This is a genomic window from Stenotrophomonas sp. S39 (assembly GCF_016624665.1).
Lineage (GTDB): Bacteria > Pseudomonadota > Gammaproteobacteria > Xanthomonadales > Xanthomonadaceae > Stenotrophomonas.
The window spans coordinates 1-24,789 of sequence record NZ_JACVTT010000073.1 but is presented as its reverse complement, the minus strand read 5'-3'; the positions used below and the strand labels follow the sequence as shown (position 1 = coordinate 24,789).

Sequence of the window (24,789 nt, the reverse complement as noted above, 5' to 3'; positions counted from 1 at the left end):
CCCCGGTACAGGCGTAGAGCCGAGCCCACGCTCGGCTCCGCGCCAGCGGACCGGAAAAGCAGCCGAGCATGGGCTCGGCTCTACCCTTCCTTCTTCATTCCGCGGTCCCCTCCTCAGGGCCAACCCCAGAAATCCAACCGCACCACCACCGCGAGGGGCTTCGCCGTTGGCCGAAACCCGTTACAGCGGCCGCGCCGGATCCACCAGCCCGTACTGGCTGGCCATGCGCGCCAACGCGATGTTGTCGCTGATCCCCATCTTCTCGAACAACCGCGCCTTGTGCGTGTTCACCGTCTTCGCACTCAGGCTGAGCCGCCGTGCGATGTCTTCCTGGCGCAGGCCCTGGGTCAGCAGCAGCGCCACTTCCAGCTCGCGCGGCGAGAGCGTGTCGAACGGCGAGGCATTGCCTTCCACCGTGGACAGCGCAAGGTTCTGCGCGATGCTGGTGCCGAGGTAACGGCGGCCGGCAGCCACGTCACGAACCGCACGCAGCAGCTCCTGCGCGTCACAGCCCTTGCCGATGTAACCGGCCGCGCCCGCTTCCAGCAGGCGCTTCGGCAGCGGGCCATCTTCCAGCACGGAGACGATCACCACGCGCGTGGCACGGTGTCCACGTACGATGCGCTCGGTCACTTCCATGCCACTGACGCCCGGCAGGTGCAGGTCGCACAGCACCACGTCCGGCAGCAGCTGGCGGATCTCGCGCAGGCCGTCCTCGCCGGTCTCGGCTTCGCCCACCACCTCGATGTCGGCTTCACCCGACAGGATCATCTTCATACCGGTGCGGACCAGCGCGTGGTCGTCCACCAGGTAGACTCGAATCGTCATTCACGTACCTCTTCGAATGCGGCCATTGCGGGCCACGCTAGGCAGGGCATCCGACCATCGCAAGCACGACGACTGCGCAAAAACGGCGTTCTGCCTTGCGCATCACATTCTTCGCACATCGATGTAGCCCCCTGTCCCACAGAACCCGTTACAACGAAACAACCTGCTCTTTCATGGACGTCCCCGGAGGGGCATCCACGTCACTCCCCTGTTGCGATCGCTTCGCTGGCCGCTGCTGGCGGCGAACCGCGGTGTCGCCAGGGTTGCCGGCGACTGAACATGACCAGATAGCACCCTACCACCCAAACCAGCGCCGCACACCATCCGGCGAGGATATCGGAGGGGTAATGCACCCCCAGGTAGACCCGGGAAAGGCTGACCAGCAGGCTGAACAGCGGCGCCAGCACCAGCACCGGCCAGCGCCAGCGGGTGTTCCAGGCCAGCAGCACCAGGGTCGCGGCCAGGGTCATGGTGCCCATCGCATGGCCACTGGGGAAGCTGAACGTTGATTCGGGCGCGATCGATTCCCACAGGCTCGGGCGGTCACGCTGGAAGAACTGCTTGCTGCCCAGGTTCAGCAGCGCCGAGCCGACGAAGCACACCGCCACGAAGGTCGCCTCGCGCCATCGCCGCCGCCACAGCAGCGCACCGACGATCAGCACGTCGGCCGGGATCAGGAACCACTCATAACCCAGTTTCGACAGCAGCACGAAGCACCGGTCCAGCCACGGCGAATGCAACCCGTGCATCTGCCACAGCAGCGGGGCATCGAAATGGAACGACTCGAACTCGTGCACCTCGTCGGCCAGGGCGACGAAGCCGGCCAGCGGCAGCAGCACACCGGCAAACAGCAGCACCAGGCGCCACGCGTTGCGCCCCATCCAGTGTCGGAAGCCGGACGCCGGTTCCGGCGCGGCCAGGATCGCCGGCTTACCCGGCGATCCGGACATACTTCTGTTCGACGTATTCGTCGATGAGGGCAACGAATTCCTGGGCGATGTTGTCGCCGCGCAGGGTCACCTTCTTCTCGCCATCGACAAACACCGGCGCGGCCGGCGTTTCGCCGGTACCCGGCAGGGAAATGCCGATGTTGGCGTGGCGCGACTCGCCCGGCCCGTTGACGATGCAGCCCATCACCGCCAGGGTCATGTTCTCCGCACCAGGGTGCTGCACCTTCCAGACCGGCATCTTCTCGCGGACGTGGTTCTGCACCACCTTGGCCAGTTCCTGGAAGAACTCGGACGTGGTGCGGCCGCAGCCCGGGCAGGCGGTGACCAGCGGAGTAAACGCACGCTGGCCGGTGGTCTGCAGCAGTTCCTGGGCGACGATCACTTCCTGCGTTCGCGACTGGCCCGGCTCGGGGGTCAGCGAAATGCGGATGGTGTCGCCGATGCCTTCCTGCAGCAGCACGCTCAGCGCTGCCGCCGAGGCGACGATGCCCTTGCTGCCGATGCCGGCTTCGGTCAGGCCCAGGTGCAGGGCGAAATCCGAACGCTGGGCCAGATCGCGGTAGACCGCGATCAGTTCCTGCACGCCGCTGACCTTGGCCGAGAGGATGATGCGATCGCGCGGCAGGCCGATCTCCACCGCCTGCTCGGCCGAATCCAGCGCCGAACGGATCAGCGCCTCGCGCAGCACGCGGCCGGCGTCCCAGGGCTGTTCGCGATGGTTGTTCTCGTCCATCAGCTTCGCCGCCAGGGCCTGGTCCAGCGAGCCCCAGTTGGCGCCGATGCGCACCGGCTTGTTGTAGCGGATGGCGAACTCGATCAGCTGGGCGAACTGCAGGTCCTTCTTCTTGCCGAAGCCGACGTTGCCCGGGTTGATGCGGTACTTGGCCAGCGCCTCGGCACAGGCCGGCTCGGCCGTCAGCAGCTGGTGGCCGTTGTAGTGGAAGTCGCCGATCAGCGGTACGTCGATGCCCATCATCGCCAGCTTGTCGACGATACGCGGGATGGCCGCAGCCGCTTCCACGGTGTTGACGGTCAGGCGCACCATTTCCGAACCGGCCCGCCACAACTCGGCCACCTGCTTCACGCTGGAGGCCACGTCGGAGGTGTCGGTATTGGTCATCGACTGCACCACCACGGGCTTGCCGCCACCTACGGTGACCCCGCCGATCTGGACGGCATGGGTCTGGCGACGGGACCAGGCGGTGGCATCGGAGGGTTGGGTCGGGCGGGTGACGGCGTCGTGCATGGGCGCATTCTACCGCCCGGCCCTGCATTCCGGGCGATTCCCATTCAGCCATCGGCACGTCTGCGGCCGATTGTCGCAGGCAGGTTGCCCGGTGAACGCATACGATGGTCGGGAATGACCGGTCCCGACGCCCCCTTCCTACGCACCCTCTGCAGCCTGCGCTGGCTGGCCGTGGCCGGCCAGGCCGCGACGATCCTGGTCGCCACGTGGGTGCTGGGCCTGCCGCTGCCGCAGCTGCCGCTGTGGGCGGGCGTCGCGGTGCTGGCCGTGTTCAACCTGTATACGCAGCTGCGCCCGGAACCGGATGACACCGCACCCCTGACCGCCTTCGGCCATATCCTGGTCGATGTGATCATCCTGACGTGGATGGTCGGCTGGAGCGGCGGCATCGCCAACCCGTTCGGCTCGCTGTTCCTGATCCTGATCGCGCTGGCCGCCTTCGCCCTGCCCCTGCGCTGGGCGCTGGCCGTGGCCACCGCCTGCCTGCTCGGCTACGCCGCCAGCGGCCTGTTCGGGCAGCCGCTGCCGACCGGCTACTTCCATACGGTGGACCTCAACCGCTGGGGCGTGGTGGCCAACTTCCTGCTGTCGGCGGCGGTGGTGCTGACCTTCTCCACCCGCCTGGCGATGGCCCTGCGCGTGCGCGAACTGGAACTGTCCGCGCTGCGCGAGCGGTTTGCCCGCAATGAAGGCATCGTCGCCCTGGCCACGCACGCCGCCTCGGTGGCGCACGAACTGAACACCCCGCTGGCGACCATGACCCTGCTGGCCGATGACGTGGCTGAGCGCAGCGAGGAGCCGGAAGTGCGCGAGGACATGGAAACCCTGCGCGAACTGCTGGTGCAATGCCGCGAGCGCGTGCTGGCGCTGGCTGCGCCGGCCACCACCGATGGCCCGGGCCGCAGCCACTCCAGCGCCCAGCAGGTGCTGGAACAATGGCGGCTGGTGCGCCCGACCATCGACCTGCACCGCAACGACGACGCGCCGCTGCGCCTGCCGCTCGACCCCGGCGTGGGCCACCTGCTGATGGTGCTGCTGAACAATGCCGCCGATGCCGGCGAACAGGCCGGCCGGCCACGCGTGGACCTGGAGCTGCGCATAGACGGCGAGGACCTGATCGGCGAAGTGCGCGACTACGGCCACGGCTTCAACGCGCGCGCCGCCGTGCTGCCGGGCAAGCTGTTCGGCAGCAGCAAGAGTGAAGGCATGGGCGTGGGGCTGGCCCTGTCCCATGCCACCATCGAACGCCTGCACGGCGAAATGTGGATGCGCCCGGCCCAGGGGGCCGGCAGCCGCGTCGGCTTCCGCCTGCCACTGGCTCCACGCGAGGAAACCCCATGAGCGCCTCAACCCTCGGCCTGCTGGTCGACGACGACGAACTGTACCTGCGCACCCTGCAGCGCAGCCTGGCCCGCAAGGGGCTGGAAACGCAGACGGCGCAGGATGCCGCCAGCGCGCTGGCGCTGGCCCGCCAGCACCCGCCGGCGTTCGCGCTGATCGATCTGAAACTGGGCAGCGATTCGGGCCTGGCGCTGATCCAGCCGCTGCGCGCCCTGCGCGCGGACATGAGGATCCTGCTGGTGACCGGCTACGCCAGCATCGCCACCGCGGTGGAGGCGATCAAGCTGGGTGCGGATGATTACCTGCCGAAGCCGGCCACGGTGCCGATGATCCTGCGCGCGCTGGGCGAGGAAGATGATGGCCCGGCCGACGACGGCGAAATGGAAGTGCCCGACGCGATGACGCCGATCAGCCGCCTGCAGTGGGAGCACATCCAGCAGGCGATGCACGAGACCGGCGGCAATGTATCGGCCGCTGCGCGCCTGCTGGGCATGCACCGGCGTTCGCTGCAGCGCAAGCTGGCCAAGCGGCCAAGCCCGGAACGCGACCCGAGCCGCTGACGCGGCGTCGTATCCGCCGGGCATGGCCCGGCGCTGCCGGGCAGGCTTCACGTTCGCCGGGCATGGCCCGGCGTTACCGACTTGTAGAGTCGAGCCATGCTCGACTACGCGAACCTGACATCCGGGCATGGCCAGCCGGCTGTCCTGACCGTCACAATCCGAGCGCTCGCAAGCGTTGTTGGCGCTGACTCCTGCAACCAGCGCTCTCACTCACCCAAAGCGCGTCCGATCGCAGCATCAGTTGGGATTGCGGTCCGCGCAGCTCGTCAAATCGTCTTCTCACCGAAATGCTGTTGGCGATGACAGTTCGGGCACAGAGCAATCGCGTTCTCGACACTGTCTTCCCCGCCATCGGCCAACCGCTTGCGATGATGAACCTCAAGATAGGGGCTGCCATCCTTCGTGCGGTTGAACGGCGCGGGATTGCCGCAACACTGGCAACGTCCATCGGCTCGGAACAGAGCCTCAGCTACAACATCAGGATTCCGCTTGAACTGCGTAACAACGACCTGAACTTGATCCGGCTTCTTGCATGCAAGCTTCAGACGCTTGGCACGCGCCGCAGCACCATCCTTCAGCGCCTTGGCTACCTCACTGTCGAATTGATCGATTTCAAAATCTGCGTCTGCAGACCCTGGATTGCAGCTGCCGCAATACCCCGAAAAATTTCGACGCTTACGCGCCTCCATGTACACACGAAGTTGCGCAACCCGACCAGCACATATTTTTATGTAGTTCCTGCTGGTGAACTTCTTGCCAGAAGTTTGGCTACTGATCGCCTTGCAATTCGCACGGTGCAGCAGAAAGTATGCGGGGGACATTGATCGCGTGGTGTTCACCACGAATCCCGTCGGATTCTCGTTCAACCAATTCAGATATTCGGACTCATCGCCATTGAATTCGACAACACCGCTATTCATCGATTGGACTCCACGTCTTCTCGTCTGATGCCAAAACGGACCAGGAACATGCCATCAAATCGCTGACCGCAGGCCGGCAACCATAGAAGTACCGCGCACGTTATAGCCGAGCATGGCTCGGCTCTACAGAAAGAAGCATCGCCTGGATGCCGGCCAGCGGCCGGCACTACCAGAGCATCAGCCCTTCAGCTGCGCCAGGATCTCGCGGGTCATCGGATCGGCAATCGCCACATCCTCGCCCTGCAGTGCCGGCAGCAGGCCGCTGGCCAGCTGCTTGCCCAGCTCGACGCCGAACTGGTCAAAGGCGTTGATGTTCCAGATGACCGACTGCACGTACACGGCGTGTTCGTACATGGCAATCAGGGCGCCCAGCGCCTGCGGGGTCAGTGCATCGAGCAGGATCAGCGTGCTCGGGCGACCGCCCGGGTAATCACGGTGCGGGTCGTCGCTGGCCTGGCCGTTGGCCAGCGCCTCGGTCTGCGCCAGCAGGTTGGCCAGCAGCGCCTGGTGGTTGACCGTGTACGGATCATCGTTGTGCACGCAGCCGATGAAATCAGCCGGGATGATGCTGGTGCCCTGGTGCAGCGCCTGGAAGAAGCTGTGCTGCACATCGGTGCCCGCCCCGCCCCACCACACCGGCACGGTGTCGGTGGTGACCGGCTGGCCATCGCGCTGCACGCGCTTGCCCAGGCTTTCCATCACCAGCTGCTGCAGGTAGGCCGGCAGCAGCGCCAGGCGCTGGTCGTAGGTCATCACCGCGTGCGTGGCATGGCCCAGCACGTTGCGGTTCCAGATGTCGGTCAGGCCGTGCAGCACCGGCAGGTTGCGCTCCAGCGGCGCATCCAGCGCGTGCGCGTCCATCTGCGAGGCGCCGTCCAGCAGCTGCTCGAAACGTTCGAAGCCGATTGCCAGCGCGATCGGGAAACCAACGGCCGACCACAGCGAATAGCGGCCCCCGACCCAGTCCCACATCGGCAGCACGCGATCGGCGGCAATGGCGAAGGCCTTGGCCGCGCGCTCGGGGTTGGCACTGACCGCGTACAGGCGATCGCTGCCACCCAGCCAGTCGTGCAGGATCTGCCCGTTGAGCAGGGTTTCCTGGGTACCAAAGGTCTTGGAAATGAGGATGCCAGCGGTCTTTGCCGGATCCAGCGCGGCCAGCGTGCGCTGCATGGCGGCGCCGTCCACGTTCGACACGAAATGCACGCGCAGGCGTGCACCGCTGACCGGGCGCAGCGCATCGGCCACCAGGCGCGGGCCCAGATCGGAACCGCCGATGCCCACGCTGACCACGTCGGTCACGCCGCTGTCTTCCAGCGCGCGGACCAGCACGCCCATGCGCTGGCGGATTTCGCGCGCGGTGGCATAGGCCTCGGCCGCCACCGGCGCATCGACCACATCGCCGCGCAGCGCGGTGTGCAGTGCGGCGCGGCCTTCGGTCAGGTTGACCTGCTCGCCACGGAACAGGCGGGTGATGGCACCGCCGACATCACGGTCGGCGGCCAGTGCCAGCAACGCCTGCAGCGCCGCGGCATCGTATTTCTGCCGGGCGAAGTTGACGTACAACGGACCGACCCGCAGCGCCAGGTCCTGCACGCGGCCGGGTTCGGCGGCGAGGAGGCTGGGGATGCTTGCGCCCTTCAGGCGCTGGGCGTGGGAATGCAGCGAGTCGAATCCGTTGTTCGTTGTCATGCGGCCTGGGTCGGGATCGTGTCGTTGGTGTGGGTGATCTGGTTGTTGCCGTCCACGTACACCAGCTTCGGCTTGAAGCTGTCGGCTTCCTGCTCGGTCATGCTGGCAAACGCCGCGATGATGATGATGTCACCGACCTGCACGTGGCGTGCAGCGCCACCGTTGAGCGACACCACGCCGCTGCCGGCTTCGGCACGGATGGCGTAGGTCGAGAAGCGCGCACCGTTGGTCACGTCCCAGATGTGCACCTGCTCGAACTCGCGGATGCCCGTGGCAGCCAGCAGGTTGTCGTCGATGGCGATCGAGCCTTCGTAGTTCAGCTCGGAATGGGTGACGGTGGCGCGGTGGATCTTGGTCTTCAGCAGGGACAGATGCATGGCACGGCACAACGCAAAGGAAAGCGGGGATTCTAGCACCCGCGCAGCGCGGGGCATCACAGCCGGCAACCCGTTCAGGTAGCGCCGGGCCAGGCCCGGCGCTCCTGCGGGCGGAACTCAGAATTCCAGGTTGTCGATCAACCGGGTGCTGCCCAGGCGGGCGGCGATCAGCGCCACCCGGCCACCGCCGTCGAAGGTCGGCTCGGCCAGCTCGGGGGTGCGCAGCACTGCGTAGTCGACCTGGAAGCCGGCGGCCTGCAGCGCGGCTGTGGCATCAGCCTCGATCTGCGCGCGCGCCTGCCCGGCCACGTAACCTTCGCGCATGCCCAGCAGGGTGCGGTGGAGGGTGGTCGCCAGCGGGCGCTGGCTGGCGTCCAGGTACTGGTTGCGCGAGCTCTTGGCCAGGCCATCGTCGTCACGCACGATCTCGGCACCGACGATCTGGATCGGGAACGACAGCTCGGCCACCATCTGCTTGATCACGGCCAGCTGCTGGTAATCCTTGCGGCCGAACACGGCCACGTCCGGCTGCACCTGCAGGAACAGGCGCGCCACAACCGTGCAGACGCCATCGAAGTGGCCCGGGCGGCTGGCGCCCTCCAGGACTTCACTCACGCCCGGGGCGTGCATCTGCGTGGTCTTTTCGACGCCCAGCGGGTACATCGCCTCGACGCTGGGCAGCCATACGGCATCGCAGCCGACCTGCTCCAGCCCGGCCACGTCGGCCTCGGGCGTGCGCGGGTAGCGGCTGAAGTCCTCGTTCGGCCCGAACTGGGTCGGGTTGACGAAGATGCTGGCCACTATCTTGTCGGCATACTGGCGCGCCAGGCTCACCAGCGAATGGTGGCCGCCGTGCAGGTTGCCCATGGTCGGCACCAGTGCCACGCGCAGGCCCTGCTGCTTCCACTGCGCGATCTGCTCGCGCAGCGCGCCGAGCTCGTTGAAGGTCTGGATCATTGGGCGTAGGCGTGCTGTTCGTCGGGGAAGCTGCCGTCGCGCACGGCGTCGGCGTAGGCGCGGGTGGCACCGGCCACCGAGCCGCCTTCGGCCAGGAAGTCCTTGACGAACTTCGGACGGCGGTGGCCGCTGTCCAGGCCGATGAAATCGTGCAGCACCAGCACCTGGCCATCGCAGTGCGGGCCGGCACCGATACCGATGGTCGGCACGTCGACGGCAGCGGTCACTTCAGCAGCGACCGGGGTCGGCATGCATTCGAGCACGATCAACGCTGCACCCGCCGCGGCCACGGCCTTGGCGTCTTCCACCAGCTGGCGCGCGGCATCGCCACGGCCCTGGATCTTGAAACCGCCCAGGCGCAGCACCGACTGCGGGGTCAGGCCCAGGTGCGAGCACACCGGAATCTCGCGCTCGACGAGGTAGCGCACGATGTCGACCTTGAAGCCGGCACCTTCGATCTTGACCATCTCCGCACCGGCCTGCAGCAGCTGCAGCGAAGCGTCCAGCGCGCGTTCCGGGGTGGCGTCGGCGCCGAACGGCAGGTCGGCCACCAGCAGCGCACGCTGCAGCACGCGGGACACCGCACGGGTGTGATAGACCATGTCGGCCACCGTCACCGGCAGGGTCGAATCATGGCCCTGCACGACCATGCCCAGCGAATCGCCGATCAGGATCAGGTCCACGCCATTGGCGTCGAAAGTGCGGGCGAAGCCAGCGTCGTAGGCGGTCAACATGACCAGCTTCTGGCCATTGCGCTTGGCCTCGGCCAGGGCGGGAACGGTCCAGGGCTTGCTGTCTGCGTGGGTGCTCATGTGCTGATAACCGGGGGAGATAACCCGGTCATTATCACCCTATCGGCGCGATCCCGCAGGCATCGAGCCGCATCACTGCATCCTGCACGCGGCCATGGCCAGGAATTGTCAGTTGCGGCGCGATTTCGGCCAGTGGCACCAGCACGAAGGCGCGCTCGTGCAGGTACGGATGCGGCACCTGCAGGCCGGGCTCGTCCAGCACCTGCGCGCCGTACAGCAGCAGGTCCAGGTCCAGCGCACGCGGGCCCCAGTGCACGGCAGGATCGCGCACGCGGCCGAACTGCTGCTCCAGCGCCAGCATCGCCTGCAGCAGATCGCCGGCGGCCAGGGAGGTCTCGACCGCAGCCACCGCATTGACGAACGGCGGCTGGTCTTCATTGCCCCAGGCCGGCGTGGCGTACAGGCGCGACGCCTGCCGCAGCTGCGTGCCGGGCAGCCCATCCAGCGCGGCGATGGCCGCGCGGACGGTGCTGGCCGCGTCACCCAGGTTGGCCCCCAGGCCGATCCAGGCAAGGGTCATGGCTTACTCGGCAGCGCCGCCGCCGGCAGCACCGGTACGACGACGACGGCGGCGACGCTTGCGCGGTGCCCCACCTTCCTCGTCGCCACCGTCGGTGTGCATGGCATCCAGCGAGGATTCCAGCTCATGCCCGGACTGCGCCTGTGCTTCGCGCCAGAACGCCACGTCGGCTTCGTGCTCGGCCGAGGCGACCTGGCGCAGGGCCAGGAAGTCGAACGCGGCGCGGAAGCGCGGGTGGGTGAGCGTGCGGAACACGCGCTTGCGCTGGCGCGAGCTGAAGCGCGCCTGCAGCAGCCAGATTTCCTGCATCGGCAGCGAGAAGCGGCGCGGCAGGGCGATGGTGCTCAGCTGCTGCACGGTGACCCGGTCGGCGGCGCGACGCTGCGCTTCTTCCGGGGCCACGCCCTGCTTGAGCAGGCTGGCCTGGGCGCGGCAGTAGGCCGGCCACAGCAGCAGCGCGAACAGGAACGCCGGCGAGACCGGCTCGTCGTTGGCCACGCGTGCATCGGTGTTGGCCAGGCCTTCCACCAGCATGCGGCGCAGCGCGCCGGTGCGGTTGGACTTCAGTGCCTTGCCGCTTTCCGGGAACAGCACGTCGAACAGACCGTAGCGTTCCAGGCCTTCGAAGCTGGCCACGCCGTGCCCGGACAGGAACAGCTTGAGCACTTCCTCGAACAGGCGCGCCGGGGCGGCCTCGTTGAGCAGGTTGGCCAGGTGCGGGATCGGTGCGGCGGTGCCTTCTTCGATCTGGAAACCGAGCTTGGCGGCCAGGCGCACCGCACGCAGCATGCGCACGGGGTCTTCCTGGTAGCGCTGCACCGGGTCGCCGATGAGCTTCATCAGGCGTGCCTGCACGTCCTCGAAGCCGCCGGTGTAATCACGCACCGAGAAATCCTCGATGGCGTAGTACAGGGCATTGCAGGTGAAGTCGCGGCGGACGGCATCGTCTTCGATGGTGCCGTACACGTTGTCGCGCACGAGCATGCCGTTTTCCATTTCGCGGTCGCCGCTGCCGTCATCGCTGTTGGCGCGGAAGGTGGCGACTTCGATGATCTCGCGGCCGAAGACCACGTGGGCCAGGCGGAAACGGCGGCCGATCAGGCGGCAGTTGCGGAACAGCTGCTTGACCTGTTCGGGCGTGGCGTCGGTGGCCACGTCGAAATCCTTGGGGCGGCCATTGACCAGCAGGTCGCGCACCGCGCCACCGACAAGGTAGGCGCCGAAACCGGCATCGCGCAGGCGGTACAGCACGCGCAAAGCATTGGGGCTGATGTCCTTGCGGGAGATCGTGTGCTGGTCGCGCGGGATGACGCGCAGGCTGAACGGTGATGGAGCAGAGGAAATGATGTTGGCGCTTCCGGTTGAAGTTTCGGGATTGCCCAATGGCATCGAGGTGCATATACTAGCGCTCCTGCCCCGGCAGCGACACACTGCTCCCTTCGTCTAGTGGTTAGGACGTGGCCCTCTCAAGGCTAAAACAGGGGTTCGAGTCCCCTAGGGAGCACCAGTCGCCGCAGCAGGAACCGAAAGAGCCCGCCTTCGTGCGGGCTTTTCTGTTTTCCGGGGTTTGATGGCTGCGGGTGCTTGGTCGCTGTGGCGCCTCCCTGTTATCGGCATGAGCCGGTGGGGTCACCCAGGCCAGGACACGCCGTTAACCCATCCATGGGGGCTCGTAGGCGCCATCCATGGCGCCTGCGGTCCTGGCCTGGGTGACCCCACCGTCTCCGTACAGTTGATCGCGCACTGCGGCAGCCATCGGCAAGCAGCCCGCAGCTGCCGCACACACCATGAAACTGTCAGGAGGGGGCAGGCCGCCCTCTCCAGGACCGTTGGCGCCATGGATGGCGCCATCGAGCACCATGGAGGGGATTTTGCGTGTCCTGGAGAGGGCGGCCTGCCCCCTCCCCCACGTAGCCGGGAGGCGCGAACGCAGCGCCTCCGAAGCCGAAGCGCGTCAGCCTTCCATCTGCTCCAGTTCCTTGCCCTTGGTTTCGCGGACGTAGCGGACCACGAAGAAGATCGAGAGGAAGGCCGCCACGGTGTAGATGCCGTACGCGCCGGCCAGGCCGATGCCAGCCAGCAGCATCGGGAAGGTGACGGTGATGGCGAAGTTCGACGTCCACTGCGCCGCGCCGGCCACCGCCAGCGCCGAGCCGCGGATCTGGTTCGGGAACATCTCACCCAGCATCACCCACATCACCGGGCCCCACGACATGTTGAAGAACACCACGTAGACATTGGCGGCCACCAGCGCCAGCCGGCCCATGCCGTCGGACAGCTGCAGCCTGCCATCCACCAGGCTGCCGCTGGCAAAGGCCACCACCATCAGCGCCAGCGCAACGGCCATGCCCACCGAGCCGACCCACAGCAGCGGCTTGCGGCCGATGCGGTCGATCAGCAGCACCGTCACCAGGCAGGCACCGATACTGAGCGCACCGGACAGCACGTTGATCAGCAGCGCATCATTTTCCGAGAAGCCCACCGCCTGCCACAGCACCGCGCCGTAGTAGAACACCACGTTGATGCCCACCAGCTGCTGCAGCACCGCCAGGCCGATACCCACCCAGACGATGCTGCGCAGGCGGCCGGTGGCCTTGTCCTTCAGGTCGGCAAAGCTCGGCCGGTGCTGGTCCTGGGCCAGGCTGCCCTCGATCTCGCTGCGCTTGGCCCGCGCCTCGTCCGCACCGTACAGCTTCACCAGCACCGCCTCGGCCTGCGCCTGGCGCCCCTTGGCCACCAGGAAGCGCGGGCTTTCCGGGATGGCCAGCAGCAGCACCAGGAACAGCAGCGACGGAATCGCCTGCATCCAGAACATCCAGCGCCACGCCTCCTGCCCCAGCCACAGCACCTCGGTGGAGGCACCGGCGGCGCGCGCCAGCAGGAAATTGCTGAGGAACGCCGCGAACAGGCCGCTGATGATGGCCATCTGCTGCACCGTGGCCAGCTTGCCGCGGTAGCGCGCCGAGGCCACTTCGGCGATGTAGGCCGGCGACATCACGCTGGCCGCGCCCACCGCGAAGCCGCCGACCATGCGCGCGGCCACGAACAGCCACGAGGCATGCGCCGCGCCCGCGCCCAGCGCCGACAGCAGGAACAGCACCGCCGAAATGATCAGCACGCTGCGCCGGCCCAGCAGGTCGCCCAGGCGCCCGGCCACGAACGCACCGATCGCGCAGCCCAGCAGCATCGACGCCACCTCGAAGCCGAGCGCGGCCTCGCTGGAATTGAACGCCTGGCGCAGGCCGTCGACCGTACCGTTGATCACGCCGCTGTCGAAGCCGAACAGGAAGCCCCCCAGGGTGGCCACGCAGCTGATCAGGACGATGAAGGCGGTGTTTTCGCCGCGCGTGCCGGCGTTTGCAGGAATCGCTGTGGACATTGGGTCTTCCGCGAAAGGGGTGGGCCGGCCGCTCAGCGCAGCAGGTACTGGTTCAGCAGGTTCTCATAGGCTTCCTGCCGGCCGCTACGCTGGCGCGGTTCGCCGGCCTGCTGCGCATGCGCGCAGAGGTCGTCCAGGCTGAGCTGGCCGGCGGCGAAGGCCTGCCCCGGGCCGTGGTCGAAGCTGGCATAGCGCTCGCGCCGCCACTGCTCCAGCGGCGAGGCCTGCAGCAGCGCATGGGCCACTTCCAGGCCGCGGGCGAAGGCATCCATGCCGCCGATATGGGCCAGGAACAGGTCCTGCGGGTCGCTCGACTCGCGGCGCACCTTGGCATCGAAGTTCAGGCCGCCATGGCCCAACCCGCCCTGCCGCAGCACGACCAGCATGGCGCCGACGGCGTCGTACAGGTCGGTCGGGAACTGGTCGGTGTCCCAGCCGTTCTGCGGGTTGCCGCGGTTGGCGTCGATGCTGCCCAGCAGGCCGGCATCGGCAGCCACCTGCAGGTCGTGGGCGAAGGTATGCCCGGACAGGGTGGCGTGGTTGGCCTCGATGTTCAGCTTGAAATCGCCGTCCAGCCCGTGCTCGCGCAGGAAGCCGACCACGGTGGCGCTGTCGAAGTCGTACTGGTGGTGCATCGGCTCCATCGGCTTGGGCTCGATCAGGAAGGTGCCCTGGAAGCCGATGCTGCGGCCATGGTCGCGGGCCGCGGCAAGGAACCGGGCCAGGTGCGCCTGTTCGCGCTTCATGTCGGTGTTGAGCAGGCAGGCATAGCCTTCGCGGCCACCCCAGAACACGTAGTTGCTGCCGCCCAGTGCCACGGTGGCCTCCAGCGCCGCACGCACCTGCACCGCCGCGCGCGCAACCACGGCGAAGTCCGGGTTGGTGGCTGCACCATTCATGTAGCGCGGGTGCGAGAACAGGTTGGCGGTGCCCCACAGCAGCTGCATGCCGGTCTGCTGCTGGCGCTGGCCGGCCAGCTCGACCATGTGCGCGAGGTTGGCGCGGTACTCGCCGATGTCGTCAGCGTCCGGCGCCAGGTCCACGTCATGGAAGCACCAGAACGGCACGCCCAGCTTGGTGAAGAACTCGAAGGCCGCATCGCAGCGCGCCTCGGCACGGGCCAGCGCGGTAGCGCCGTGGTCCCACGGGTAGGCACGGGTGCCCGGCCCGAACGGGTCCTGGCCGGCGCCGCAGAAGCTGTGCCAGTAGGCCACGGCAAAGCGCAGGTGCTCGGCCATGCTGCGCCCGCCGATCTGCCTCTGTGCGTCGTAGACCTTGAAGGCCAGGGGATTGTCGGAATCGCGGCCCTCGAAGGGGATGCGGCCGATGCCGGGGAAGTACTCACGCTGACCAACATGGAACGGGGTTGCCATGGACGATGCTTCCTTCTGCGGGATCAGGGCAGGCGCTGCTGGAACAGCGGCGTCAACGCCTGCAGGTGGTGGACGAAACGCTGGTAGCCGGCCTCGTAGGCGGCGGCGCGCGCGGGATCGGGCTGGGCGGCCAGAGCGGCATCGAACTGCAGGTGCTCATCGACCAGATCGGCCAGCGCCCGGCCCTGCCCTTCGCACAGCCACAGGGCCTGCAGCGCGGCACCGAAGGCCGCACCTTCGGCCTGCACCGGCACGACCACTGGCAGCTGGAACAGGTCGGCGATCAGCTGGCGCCACGCCGGGCTGTTGGCGCCGCCTCCGGTCAGCACCAGGCGTTGCCCATGCAGGCCACCTTCGACCAGCGCGTCATGGCCCAGCCGCAGGCTGTAGCTGGCGCCCTCCATCGCGGCGCGGTAGAGGTTGGCCGGGGTCAGGTTGTGCAGGTCCAGCCCGTGCAGGGCGCCGCGCGCCAGTGGCAGGTCGGGGCTGCGCTCGCCATTGAAGAACGGCAGCATCACCAGCCCATCGGCACCCGGCGCGCTCTGTGCCAGCAGGTCTTCGCACTGCGAGGGCGACTGACCCAGCAGCGCGGCGACCTGGCCGGTGGCGATCGTGCAGTTCATCGTGCAGATCAACGGCAGCCAGCCGCCGTCGGAAGCGCAGAACGCGGCCCAGCGCCCTTGCGCATCGACGCAGGGCGTGGCGCTCCAGGCGAACAACGTGCCGGAGGTACCCAGGCTCATGCTCAGCCGCCCCTCGCGCACCGCACCAGTGCCGATCGCCGCCATCATGTTGTCGCCGCCACCGACTGCCACGCGGATGCCGGGCGGCAGCCCCAGCAGTGCGGCGACCGCCGGCAGCAGGGAAAAGCCCTGCTCCGGGCCGACCAGCGGCGGCAGCAGCGCCGCCAGGTCACGCCGCTCATCCGTGGCAGCCAGCATCGCCGGAGACCAGTCGCGCCGGCGCACATCCAGCCAGCCCGTGCCGGAGGCGTCACCGGCCTCCATGAAGCGCTGCCCGGTCAGCCACAGGTTCAGGTAGTCGTGCGGCAGGGCGATGCCGTCCAGGGCCGCATCCACCTCGGGCCGGTGCTGGCGGGTCCAGCGCAGTTTGGATGCGGTGTAGCCCACCCGCAGGTCGTTGCCCGCCTCGGCAATGCACGCTGCCGCCCCGCCCAGGGTGGCGGTGATGTCCTCGCATTCGGCGCTGGTGCTGGTGTCGCACCAGAGCTTGACCGGGCCCAGCGCGCGGTTGTCGCGCCCCAACGGCACGAAGCCGTGCTGCTGGCCGGACACCGCCAGCCCGCGCACCTGCGCGCGCACCGGCCCGGGCAGGGCCTGGATCGCCTCGACCAGCGCCTTTACCCAATCGGCGGCGTTCTGCTCGCGGCCACCGTCGGCTGTCGCCGACAGCTCCAGCGGCCGGGCCTGCTGCGCCAGCACCGCGCGCGCCGCCGCGTCGTAGGCGATCACTTTCACGCTCTGCGTGCCGGCGTCGATGCCCAGATACACGCTCATGCCCTGCCCGTCCCTGCGATCCGCACCGCTTCACCGTCATTTGTCCACCGATGGACATCGAGTCTGCCGGGGGCTTCCCCGGCTTGGCAATGTGCAGTGCCGCAAAGTGCCGCTGCGCGGTGGCCGCACACCCTCGCCACCTGTCCAGAATCGCCACTGCGCACGGTGCCGGTTGGCCCAACGGCAGCGCGCGCGTTCAACCTGTTCTAGAATTGTCCGCTTGAAGACGGATCTGCCTCCCCCCTTATGCCCTTTGTCGTCACCGAAAACTGCATCAAGTGCAAACACACCGATTGCGTGGAAGTGTGCCCCGTGGACTGCTTCCACGAAGGCCCGAACTTCCTGGTGATCGACCCGGACGAGTGCATCGACTGCACCCTCTGTGAGCCGGAGTGCCCGGTCAACGCGATCTTCCCGGAGGACGATGTCCCGGCCGGCCAGGAAGTGTTCGTGGGCCTCAATGCCGAGCTCGCCAAGGAGTGGCCGGTGCTGACCGTGCGCAAGGATCCGCCCGCCGACGCTGGCGAGTGGGACGGCAAGCCGGACAAGCTGCCGCTGCTGGAGCGCTGAGGCGCGCCTGCTGCAGCAACGAAAAAAGGGCGCCCTGGGCGCCCTTTTTTGTGGGTGGCGCCAACCAAGGTTGGCGTCTACCAGAGCGGAAGGTAGCGCCGGGCCATGCCCGGCGGAACCTCGACCGCGCTTACTGCGCCAGCTTCGCCTTCAGTGCGGCAATCAGCTTCACCGGGGCTTCGGCGGTGGCCGGCAGGCCACGCGGGTCGACCGCGGAGATGTAGGCACCGGCATCGACGGCGACCACGCGGACCAGGAAGTTGCTGCCTTCATAGGCCACGTCATACGAACCCAGCAGCTGCGCGCGGCTGGCGATGGTCAGGCCTTCCACGCCTTCCAGCGCGGTGCCGACCTTGCCGAAGGCCTCTTCCTTGCTGCCCGGGATGGTGAAACCGCTGTTGCCAGCGGCCGGGGCGGCGGCGGCCGGAGCGGCCGGCTTGGTGGCCGAGCTCAGCGCCGGCACCTGGTTGCCACCGGCACCGGCCGGGACGTTCAGATCCGGCGGCACTTCCAGCGGACGCATTTCGGGCGCCAGAGCGTAATCACCCTTGGCGCCACGCTTGAAGCAACCGGTGGTGCCGGCGGCGACGGCGATGGCAAGCAGGGCGTAGGACAGCACGCGGACAGTGGAAACGGATTGACGCATGTGGATCTCCTGGATCAGGCCACGACAACAGGTCAGTGGCTGGAAAGGGCTTCAAGGGCGGCGATGTCGCCGGCGAGATGGTCGGCCGCGGGCTGGTGTGCGGCCGAAAGCGGCAGCAGCGGCAGGCGCAGGTCATGGCCGATGCCGATGCGGCGCAGCAGCGCCTTGACCGGGATCGGGTTGGGTTCGACACCGCAGAAATCATGGAACGGCTGCAGGCGCGCATCCCAGGATTCAGTGGCGTCATGTTCGTGGGCGGCAGCCAGCGCGCACATGCGACGGTAGGCACCGGGCAGCACGTTGGAACCGACCGAGATCAGCCCGGCCATGCCGGCCTGGATCGAGCGGGCGGCGGTGCCGTCATCGCCACTGAGCACGGCGAACTCCGGACCCGCCAGGGCAAGCAGGGCCTGCACGCGCCCCATGTCGCCCACCGCTTCCTTGATGGCGACGATGTTCGGGTGGCTGGCGAGCTCGGCCACGGTGTCCGGCTGCATGTCGCAGCCGGTGCGGCCGGGCACGTTGTACAGCACCACCGGCAGGCCGCCCTGGTCGGCCACGGCGCGGTAGTGCGCGATCAGGCCGGCCTGGGTGGGCCGCACGTACGGCGGGGTCACCACCAGGGCGTGGGTGGCGCCGAGCGCGGCGGCGCGGCGGGTCTGTTCAATGGTCTTGGCGGTGCCGGACAGGCCGGTGCCGGCCAGGACCGGGACGCGGCCGGCGATGTGCTCGACGGCGCTGGCCAGCAGCTGGTCGTACTCCGCATCGGACAGGGTGGCTGCTTCGCCGGTCGAGCCGGCAACGACGACGCCCTGGACGCCGCCCTCCAGCTGCAGGTGCAGCAGGCGCTGCCAACCGTCGGGGTCGAGGGAGCCGTCGGCCCGGAACGGGGTCGCCAGCGCGGTGATGAGGCCGGAAAGGGACAAGGACGTGCTGCTCTTGGCTGGGGAGGGAAAACGCCCGCCACGACAGGCCGGGGGCACCTGAATGTTACTTGCGGCGCGAAAGCACGGGCAAGTATGCTGGACACCGGTGGATTCCCGCCCCCGGCGGGCATTCAGACTCACCCATGCATTACCCGGAATCGCCTTGACCGACACCACCCCGCGCCCCGCGCCGAGCGAAAACCACCTCCTGATCAACGCCTACACGACGCATCCGGAGTCCCCCCTGCTGTCCGTCACCCGCCGCATTGCCGACAGTGGCTGCAATCTGGTGGACGCTCGGCTGGCCACGGTCGGCCGCGATGTCTCGGTCACCGCCCTGGCCACCGGCTCCTGGGATTCGGTGGCCAAGCTGGAAGCGATGCTGACCCGGCTCGAGCGCGAGGAAGGCCTGAAGCTGGTCTGGTACCGCACCGAGGCCAAGCAGGCGCAGTCCAACCTGCTGCCGTACATCGTCGAAGTGATCGCTGCCGACAAGCCGGGCATCCTGTTCCAGCTGGCCGATTTCTTCGACCGCCAGGGCATCACCATCGAGACCCTGCAGAGCACGCGTTACCGCGCCATGCAGACCGGTGCTGAAATGTTCAGCGCGCAGGTCACCATCGGCGTGCCGGCCAACATGCACATCGCCGCGCTGCGCGACGATTTCCTCGAGTTCTGCGACCACCTGAACCTGGACGCGATCATGGACCCGATGAAATTCTGACCGGACGTGCGGATTTTCGCGCGCCTCTCACGGGCGCGTGGCGTTTCATGCAATTGTCGTAGAAACAACCCAGGCTCGACAGAAGGACCTCATGAACAACGGCGATACCCTGGACAGCACCACCCTTTCCCTCCCGCTGGCACTGTCCGGCGGCGACCAGTCCACCCTAGGCGATTACGCAGGCCAGTGGCTGGTGCTGTACTTCTACCCCAAGGACAGCACCCCCGGCTGCACCACCGAAGGCATCGACTTCAACGCGCTGCTGCCGGAATTCAAGAAGGCCGGCGCGATCGTGCTCGGCGTCTCCCGCGACTCGGTGAAGTCGCACGACAACTTCTGCGCCAAGCAGGGTTTCAACTTCCCGCTGATCAGCGATGCCGACGAAGCGCTGTGCACCGCCTTCGACGTCATCAGGATGAAGAACATGTACGGCAAGCAGGTACGTGGCATCGAACGCAGCACCTTCCTGATTTCTCCCGACAGCCAACTCGTGCAGTCCTGGCGCAAGGTCAAGGTCGCCGGCCATGCCGACGCCGTACTTGCCGAACTGAAGGCCGCCCAATCCAAGTGAGTTCCAACGCCCACTGTGTCCGCCACCACCCTGCCCTGCAGCAGGTCGTGGTGGTTTTTCCCTGTCCGTAACCAGGAAATGACGATGACCCGAGGCAAGCGCATCTACGTGCTGGATACCAACGTGCTGATGCACGATCCCACCGCGCTGTTCAAGTTCGAGGAACATGACGTCTACCTGCCCATGCAGGTGATCGAGGAGCTGGACAACGGCAAGAAGGGCACCTCCGAAGCGAGCCGCAACGCCCGCCAGGTGAGCCGCTTCCTCAATGAGCTGGTGCAGGAATCGGGCCTGGACAACCTGGCCGACGGCATTGCGCTGGAGCGCCCCAACGGCCTGCAGCTGCGCGGCAAGCAGAGCGCCGGCAAGCTGCGCTTCCAGACCAGCCATTTCGATGCGGGCAAGAGCTTCGGCAAGGTCATCCCGGACAACGCCATCCTTGGCGCGATCCTGGCGCTGAAGGAAGAAACCCCCGACCTGCCGGTGGTGTTCGTTTCCAAGGACATCAACCTGCGGATCAAGGCCGCCATCGCCGGCATCGTGTCCGAGGACTACGAGAACGACCGCGCGCTGGACGATTTCAGCCTGCTCTACACCGGCGCCACCGAACTGCCGGAAGACTTCTGGAAGCGCCACGGCGAGGACCTGCGCAGCTGGAGCGACAAGGGCCGCACGCATTACGAGATCCTCGCGCAGGATGGCGAGGAGTGGTACCCGAACCAGTACGTCTACCTGCCCGGCGAAGACGAGGTCGAACTGCGCGTGAGCCGCGTGGTCGGCGATGGCAAGGTGGTGCTGTCGCTGGTCGATGATTTCCGCCACGGCAGCCACGCCGTGTGGGGCATCAGCGCGCGCAACCGCGAGCAGAACTTCGCGCTCAACGCACTGATGGACCCGGAGATCGACTTCGTCACCCTGCTCGGCACCGCCGGCACCGGCAAGACCCTGCTGGCGCTGGCCGCCGGCCTGGCGCAGACGATGGACCAGCAGCGCTACCGCGAGATCATCATGACCCGCGCCACGGTCAGCGTGGGCGAGGACATCGGCTTCCTGCCCGGCACCGAGGAAGAAAAGATGACGCCGTGGATGGGCGCGCTGACCGACAACCTGGAAGTGCTTACCCACAACCAGGAAGGCGGCACCTGGGGCCGCCAGGCCACCAACGATCTGCTGGCCAGCCGCATCAAGATCCGCTCGATGAACTTCATGCGCGGGCGCACGTTCCTGTCGCGCTACCTGATCCTGGATGAAGCGCAGAACCTCACCCCGAAGCAGATGAAGACGTTGATCACCCGTGCCGGCCCCGGCACCAAGATCGTCTGCCTGGGCAACGTCGAGCAGATCGACACCCCGTACCTGACCGAAACCACCTCGGGCCTGACCTACGCGGTGGACCGCTTCAAGAACTGGCCGCATAGTGCGCACATCACCCTGCGCCGCGGCGAACGTTCGCGCCTGGCCGATTACGCTTCGGAGGTGTTGTGAACCGTTCCACCCGCCTGCTGCTGCCCACGGCTGCGATCACCCTCGCAGCCGCACTGGCCGCCTGCACCACCACGCGCGGCCCGGCCAGCGTGCCGACCGCCGAGCGCACCGGCCAATCGTGGGTGGTCACCCGCCCCGTCATCGCCGCGCAGGTGCTGGACACCTGCTCGCGCACCAGCCCCGGCCGCGAGGCCGGGCGGGTGAGCGGCTACTGGGCGCCGAGCCGGCAGCAGGTGGACCAGATGGAAGCGAAGCTCTCGTCGCTGGAAGCACAGGTGCCGCACGTACTGGACTTCGACCGCCAGTACGTGGGCATCGAAAGTGGCGGCCGGCAGCTGATCTACATCAACGCCTTCCACCTGCCGGAAGATGCCAGCACCAATCCCGCACGCGAAGCAATCCGCGTCTGCGATGGCGGCCGGCAGTTCTGGGGCGCGGTGTACGACCCGGCCACCGGCAGCTTCAGCGACCTGCAGTTCAACGGCGGCAAAGTGCCGTCGCCCTGAGGCGGCGGCATGGGAATCCGCCTGCCCACCTGGGTCTGGATCGGCGCTGTCGCGTTGTCCAGTGTGGCCGGCATGGTCAACGTGGTGGGCTTCCTGGGCTTCGAGCACCAGGCGGTGAGCCACATGACCGGCAGCACCAGCCAGCTGGGCATGGCGATTGCCCAGGGTGACTGGCGCGCGGTCGGCCATCTGTGGGGCCTGCTGATCGCCTTCTCGCTGGGCGCGATGCTCAGCGGCCTGCTGATCCAGGACAGCGCCCTGCAACTGGGCCGGCGCTACGGCGTGGCCCTGGCGATCGAATCAGCGCTGCTGCTGGTCGCCATTCCGTTGTTCGAGCAGCAGCAGATCTGGGGCGCGCTGGCCGCGGCCATGGCCTGCGGCCTGCAGAACGCGATGGCCACCACCTTCAGCGGTGCCGTGGTGCGCACCACCCATCTGAGCGGCATGTTCACCGACCTCGGCATCGGCCTGGGCCACCTGCTGCGCGGCCTGCCGCTGCAGGTCCGCCGGCTGACCCTGAGCGGGCTGATCATCAGCGGCTTCCTCGGCGGCGGCATTCTCGGTGCCTGGTTGTTCATGCATTTCCGCTACGACGCCCTGCTCGCCCCCGCCCTGCTGACCGGACTGACCGGTATCGTCTATGTGCTCTACCAGCAGTGGGCGCGCTGGCGGCATTGAACCGGCGGCATCCACGCATGGCGTGGATCTACTTTCACAGGCGGGACCACGGCACAATCGAGGCATGAGCCCGACCACTCCCGCTTCCGTCCTCACCATCGCCGGTTCCGACTCCGGCGGCGGCGCCGGCATCCAGGCCGACCTGAAGGCCTTCGCCGCGCATCGCGTACACGGCCTGTCCGCCATCGCGGCGCTGACTGCACAGAACACCCGCGGCGTGACGGCCGTGCACGTGCCGCCGGTCGCCTTCCTGCGCGCGCAGCTGGATGCCTGCTTCGATGACTTCGACATCCACGCGGTGAAGCTCGGCATGCTGGCCAATGCGGAGGTGATCCACACCGTCGCCGACGTGCTTGAACAACGCCGCCCGGCACACGTGGTGCTCGATCCAGTGATGGTCGCCACCAGCGGCGCGCGCCTGCTGGAAGACAGCGCGCTGCAGGCCATGCGCGAACGGCTGATACCGCTGGCCACGCTGATCACGCCCAACACCCCCGAAGCCGAACTGCTGGTCGGCCGCAGCATCAGCAACGCCGACCAGGCCGAGCAGGCTGCCGCCGCCCTGCTGGACATGGGGGCCGGCGCCGTCCTGCTGAAGGGGGGCCACCTGCACGAAGGCAACCGGGTGATCGACCGCTACTTCGACGGCGTCAGCAGCGAGGAATTCATCCACGCACGGCTGCCGCTGGATGCACACGGCACCGGCTGCACGCTGGCCTCGGCCATCGCCGCACAGCTGTGCAACGGGCTCAGCCTGGCCAACGCCTGCGAAGCCGGCATCGACTACGTGGCACGCGGCCTGCAGCAGGGGTACGCGCCCGGCCGCAGCGAGGTGCTCGTGCTGGACCACTTCGGCGCGGCACCCCACGCATGATCGATACGCCGCGCACGATCGCCGTGGACAGCGGCGATGGCCACCGTTACGAAATCATCGCCTGCGTGCCGCCACGGCCACTGGCACGCCTGCTGTGGCTGCCGGCACTGGGCGTGGCCGCACGCCACTACGTGCCACTGGCGCAGGCACTGGCCACACGCGGCATCGCCGTCTACCTGCATGAGTGGCGCGGCAACGGCAGCAGCTCCCTGCGCCCTTCGCGCACGGCGGACTGGGGTTACCGCGAAATCCTCGAACAGGACCTGCCGGCCAGCCAGGCCGTGCTGGGCCGCGAAGACGAAGAAGAGGCTGCGCTCCCATGGATCATCGGCGGTCACAGCCTGGGCGGGCAACTGGCCTGCCTGCATGCCGGCCGCACTGCGGATCGATTCCAGCGCCTGTGGTTGGCGGCCAGCGGCACGCCGTTCTGGCGCGTGTTTCCGCCGCCGCGCGGCTGGCTGCTGCCGCTGTTCTACCGCTTCCTGCCGTGGATCGCGCGCCGGCAAGGGGTACTGCACGGCCGCCGCCTCGGCTTTGGCGGCACCGAAGCACGCGGGCTGATCGCCGACTGGGCACGCGTGGGCCTGAACAACCATTACGCCGCCGTCGGCATGCACGAAGACCTCGATGCGCAGTTGACGCGCATCCATGGCAGCGCGCAGGCGGTACTGATGGCCGATGACTGGTTCGCGCCCGTCGGATCAATGCAGGCACTGCTGGCGAAGCTGCCGAATGTGGCCTCACGCATACGCGTGCTTTCCGCGCAGGAACTGGGTACGCGCGCGGATCACTTCGCCTGGATGAAGGCGCCGGATGCCGTGGCTGAGCACTTTTTCATTCAGTTGAATGAAAATTTTCACAAAAGCGTTGACGGCAGCCGCCGACATCCGCATAATTCCGCTCCTGTCGCAGGGCGCCCGTAGCTCAGTTGGATAGAGTACCTGGCTACGAACCAGGCGGTCGGGAGTTCGAATCTCTCCGGGCGCACCACTCGACAGGCTTCCAGCATCCGCCGCTGGAAGATGCAGTAAAATGTAGTAACAAAATTGATTGTGTACCGCGCGCCCGTAGCTCAGTTGGATAGAGTACCTGGCTACGAACCAGGCGGTCGGGAGTTCGAATCTCTCCGGGCGCACCATTACACCGAAACAGCAGGCTCCGGCCTGCTGTTTTTTTTTGTGTTTTCGGCAGGGCTGCGCCCTGCACCTGCAGAGGCAACGTCAACTTCAAAAGCCGAAGCGGCATTCCGTGGGATGGCGGGGCACTGTGGGTGTGCGGGGACGCCCTAAACCCCCCCTCCGGGGTCCGGCCCAGCCGCTGGCGGCTGGGCGTTCGGG

At 67.5% G+C, this 24,789-nt stretch carries 25 protein-coding genes and 3 tRNA genes; 13 read left to right on the top strand and 15 right to left on the bottom strand.

From position 1 onward, the window contains the following. Positions 1–180 precede the first annotated feature (180 nt). The 3 genes from IAE41_RS16775 to ispG all read right to left on the bottom strand — a co-directional run bounded on the left by IAE41_RS16775 (position 181) and on the right by ispG (position 3,024). Complete coding sequence (locus IAE41_RS16775) at positions 181–828, bottom strand: response regulator (RefSeq protein WP_079221493.1); 648 nt, start codon at positions 826–828, stop codon at positions 181–183. 200 nt (positions 829–1,028) lie between these two features. Continuing rightward, positions 1,029–1,778 (bottom strand): phosphatase PAP2 family protein, encoded by a 750-nt coding sequence (locus IAE41_RS16770; protein WP_200733890.1) that lies wholly within the window; start codon positions 1,776–1,778, stop codon positions 1,029–1,031. Next, positions 1,759–3,024: a flavodoxin-dependent (E)-4-hydroxy-3-methylbut-2-enyl-diphosphate synthase gene (ispG, locus tag IAE41_RS16765; protein WP_079221491.1), complete on the bottom strand. Its 1,266-nt coding sequence runs from the start codon at positions 3,022–3,024 to the stop codon at positions 1,759–1,761. Before ispG ends, IAE41_RS16770 begins: the two co-directional genes overlap by 20 nt. 114 nt (positions 3,025–3,138) lie before the next feature. Between ispG and IAE41_RS16760 the strand changes: the two genes are divergently transcribed. Further along, entirely contained in the window at positions 3,139–4,365 is a 1,227-nt protein-coding gene (locus IAE41_RS16760) for an ATP-binding protein (RefSeq protein ID WP_079221490.1), read from the top strand. Beyond that, positions 4,362–4,925 carry a response regulator transcription factor gene (locus tag IAE41_RS16755; protein WP_005409063.1) on the top strand — a complete coding sequence of 188 codons (564 nt, stop codon included), beginning with the start codon at positions 4,362–4,364 and terminating at the stop codon, positions 4,923–4,925. The genes IAE41_RS16760 and IAE41_RS16755 overlap by 4 nt, the downstream gene beginning before the upstream one ends. 266 nt (positions 4,926–5,191) lie before the next feature. On the opposite strand, the gene IAE41_RS16750 is transcribed toward IAE41_RS16755, so the two are convergent. The 7 genes from IAE41_RS16750 to pcnB all read right to left on the bottom strand — a co-directional run bounded on the left by IAE41_RS16750 (position 5,192) and on the right by pcnB (position 11,586). Further along, complete coding sequence (locus tag IAE41_RS16750) at positions 5,192–5,845, bottom strand: HNH endonuclease signature motif containing protein (protein WP_200733889.1); 654 nt, start codon at positions 5,843–5,845, stop codon at positions 5,192–5,194. 177 nt (positions 5,846–6,022) lie between these two features. After that, the gene (pgi, locus tag IAE41_RS16745) at positions 6,023–7,537 is read right to left on the bottom strand and encodes a glucose-6-phosphate isomerase (RefSeq protein ID WP_200733888.1); all 1,515 of its coding nucleotides are present in this window, start codon (positions 7,535–7,537) and stop codon (positions 6,023–6,025) included. Beyond that, positions 7,534–7,914 carry an aspartate 1-decarboxylase gene (gene panD / locus IAE41_RS16740; RefSeq protein ID WP_006432456.1) on the bottom strand — a complete coding sequence of 127 codons (381 nt, stop codon included), beginning with the start codon at positions 7,912–7,914 and terminating at the stop codon, positions 7,534–7,536. The genes pgi and panD overlap by 4 nt, the downstream gene beginning before the upstream one ends. A 117-nt stretch (positions 7,915–8,031) precedes the next feature. After that, positions 8,032–8,871, bottom strand: a complete 840-nt coding sequence (gene panC / locus IAE41_RS16735; protein ID WP_200733887.1) for a pantoate--beta-alanine ligase — start codon at positions 8,869–8,871, stop codon at positions 8,032–8,034. After that, positions 8,868–9,683, bottom strand: coding sequence for a 3-methyl-2-oxobutanoate hydroxymethyltransferase (gene panB, locus IAE41_RS16730; protein ID WP_108759494.1), 816 nt, complete (start codon positions 9,681–9,683; stop codon positions 8,868–8,870). The genes panC and panB overlap by 4 nt, the downstream gene beginning before the upstream one ends. A gap of 34 nt (positions 9,684–9,717) precedes the next feature. Beyond that, the gene (gene folK / locus IAE41_RS16725) at positions 9,718–10,203 is read right to left on the bottom strand and encodes a 2-amino-4-hydroxy-6-hydroxymethyldihydropteridine diphosphokinase (RefSeq protein ID WP_200733886.1); all 486 of its coding nucleotides are present in this window, start codon (positions 10,201–10,203) and stop codon (positions 9,718–9,720) included. Between the two features lie 3 nt (positions 10,204–10,206). Then, complete coding sequence (gene pcnB / locus IAE41_RS16720; RefSeq protein ID WP_200733891.1) at positions 10,207–11,586, bottom strand: polynucleotide adenylyltransferase PcnB; 1,380 nt, start codon at positions 11,584–11,586, stop codon at positions 10,207–10,209. 49 nt (positions 11,587–11,635) lie between these two features. On the opposite strand from pcnB, the gene IAE41_RS16715 reads away from it, so the two are divergent. Further along, positions 11,636–11,710, top strand: a tRNA-Glu gene (locus tag IAE41_RS16715). A gap of 447 nt (positions 11,711–12,157) precedes the next feature. On the opposite strand, the gene IAE41_RS16710 is transcribed toward IAE41_RS16715, so the two are convergent. The 3 genes from IAE41_RS16710 to xylB are packed head-to-tail and all read right to left on the bottom strand — an operon-like array spanning position 12,158 to position 16,472. Then, positions 12,158–13,582, bottom strand: a complete 1,425-nt coding sequence (locus IAE41_RS16710) for a sugar porter family MFS transporter (protein WP_200733885.1) — start codon at positions 13,580–13,582, stop codon at positions 12,158–12,160. Between the two features lie 32 nt (positions 13,583–13,614). Then, on the bottom strand, positions 13,615–14,955 hold the full coding sequence (gene xylA, locus IAE41_RS16705) for a xylose isomerase (RefSeq protein ID WP_200733884.1): 1,341 nt from the start codon (positions 14,953–14,955) through the stop codon (positions 13,615–13,617). Between the two features lie 23 nt (positions 14,956–14,978). Next, positions 14,979–16,472 (bottom strand): xylulokinase, encoded by a 1,494-nt coding sequence (xylB, locus tag IAE41_RS16700; protein WP_200733883.1) that lies wholly within the window; start codon positions 16,470–16,472, stop codon positions 14,979–14,981. Between the two features lie 246 nt (positions 16,473–16,718). Here xylB and fdxA point away from each other — a divergent pair, with 246 nt between their 5' ends. Next, on the top strand, positions 16,719–17,042 hold the full coding sequence (fdxA, locus tag IAE41_RS16695) for a ferredoxin FdxA (protein ID WP_079221482.1): 324 nt from the start codon (positions 16,719–16,721) through the stop codon (positions 17,040–17,042). A 130-nt stretch (positions 17,043–17,172) separates the two neighbouring features. Here fdxA and IAE41_RS16690 read toward each other — a convergent pair whose 3' ends face one another. Together IAE41_RS16690 and dapA are read right to left on the bottom strand one after the other, a co-directional pair. Then, entirely contained in the window at positions 17,173–17,688 is a 516-nt protein-coding gene (locus IAE41_RS16690; protein ID WP_079221481.1) for a hypothetical protein, read from the bottom strand. A gap of 32 nt (positions 17,689–17,720) precedes the next feature. After that, entirely contained in the window at positions 17,721–18,614 is an 894-nt protein-coding gene (gene dapA / locus IAE41_RS16685) for a 4-hydroxy-tetrahydrodipicolinate synthase (RefSeq protein WP_200733882.1), read from the bottom strand. A gap of 163 nt (positions 18,615–18,777) precedes the next feature. Here dapA and IAE41_RS16680 point away from each other — a divergent pair, with 163 nt between their 5' ends. The 9 genes from IAE41_RS16680 to IAE41_RS16640 all read left to right on the top strand — a co-directional run bounded on the left by IAE41_RS16680 (position 18,778) and on the right by IAE41_RS16640 (position 24,590). Then, a complete protein-coding gene (locus tag IAE41_RS16680) occupies positions 18,778–19,338 on the top strand; it encodes a glycine cleavage system protein R (protein ID WP_025879444.1) in 561 nt (186 codons plus the stop codon). Positions 19,339–19,429: 91 nt separating this feature from the next. Then, the gene (locus tag IAE41_RS16675) at positions 19,430–19,909 is read left to right on the top strand and encodes a peroxiredoxin (protein ID WP_200733881.1); all 480 of its coding nucleotides are present in this window, start codon (positions 19,430–19,432) and stop codon (positions 19,907–19,909) included. Positions 19,910–19,993: 84 nt separating this feature from the next. Beyond that, complete coding sequence (locus tag IAE41_RS16670) at positions 19,994–21,394, top strand: PhoH family protein (protein ID WP_164074997.1); 1,401 nt, start codon at positions 19,994–19,996, stop codon at positions 21,392–21,394. Further along, entirely contained in the window at positions 21,391–21,900 is a 510-nt protein-coding gene (locus IAE41_RS16665; protein ID WP_200733880.1) for a hypothetical protein, read from the top strand. The genes IAE41_RS16670 and IAE41_RS16665 overlap by 4 nt, the downstream gene beginning before the upstream one ends. Before the next feature lie 9 nt (positions 21,901–21,909). Beyond that, the gene (locus IAE41_RS16660) at positions 21,910–22,578 is read left to right on the top strand and encodes a YoaK family protein (protein ID WP_200733879.1); all 669 of its coding nucleotides are present in this window, start codon (positions 21,910–21,912) and stop codon (positions 22,576–22,578) included. A 64-nt stretch (positions 22,579–22,642) separates the two neighbouring features. After that, a complete protein-coding gene (gene thiD / locus IAE41_RS16655) occupies positions 22,643–23,452 on the top strand; it encodes a bifunctional hydroxymethylpyrimidine kinase/phosphomethylpyrimidine kinase (RefSeq protein ID WP_200733878.1) in 810 nt (269 codons plus the stop codon). Continuing rightward, on the top strand, positions 23,449–24,375 hold the full coding sequence (locus tag IAE41_RS16650; protein ID WP_200733877.1) for an alpha/beta fold hydrolase: 927 nt from the start codon (positions 23,449–23,451) through the stop codon (positions 24,373–24,375). Before thiD ends, IAE41_RS16650 begins: the two co-directional genes overlap by 4 nt. Continuing rightward, positions 24,366–24,442, top strand: a tRNA-Arg gene (locus tag IAE41_RS16645). Before IAE41_RS16650 ends, IAE41_RS16645 begins: the two co-directional genes overlap by 10 nt. Before the next feature lie 71 nt (positions 24,443–24,513). Further along, a tRNA-Arg gene (locus IAE41_RS16640) sits at positions 24,514–24,590 on the top strand. Positions 24,591–24,789 lie beyond the last annotated feature (199 nt).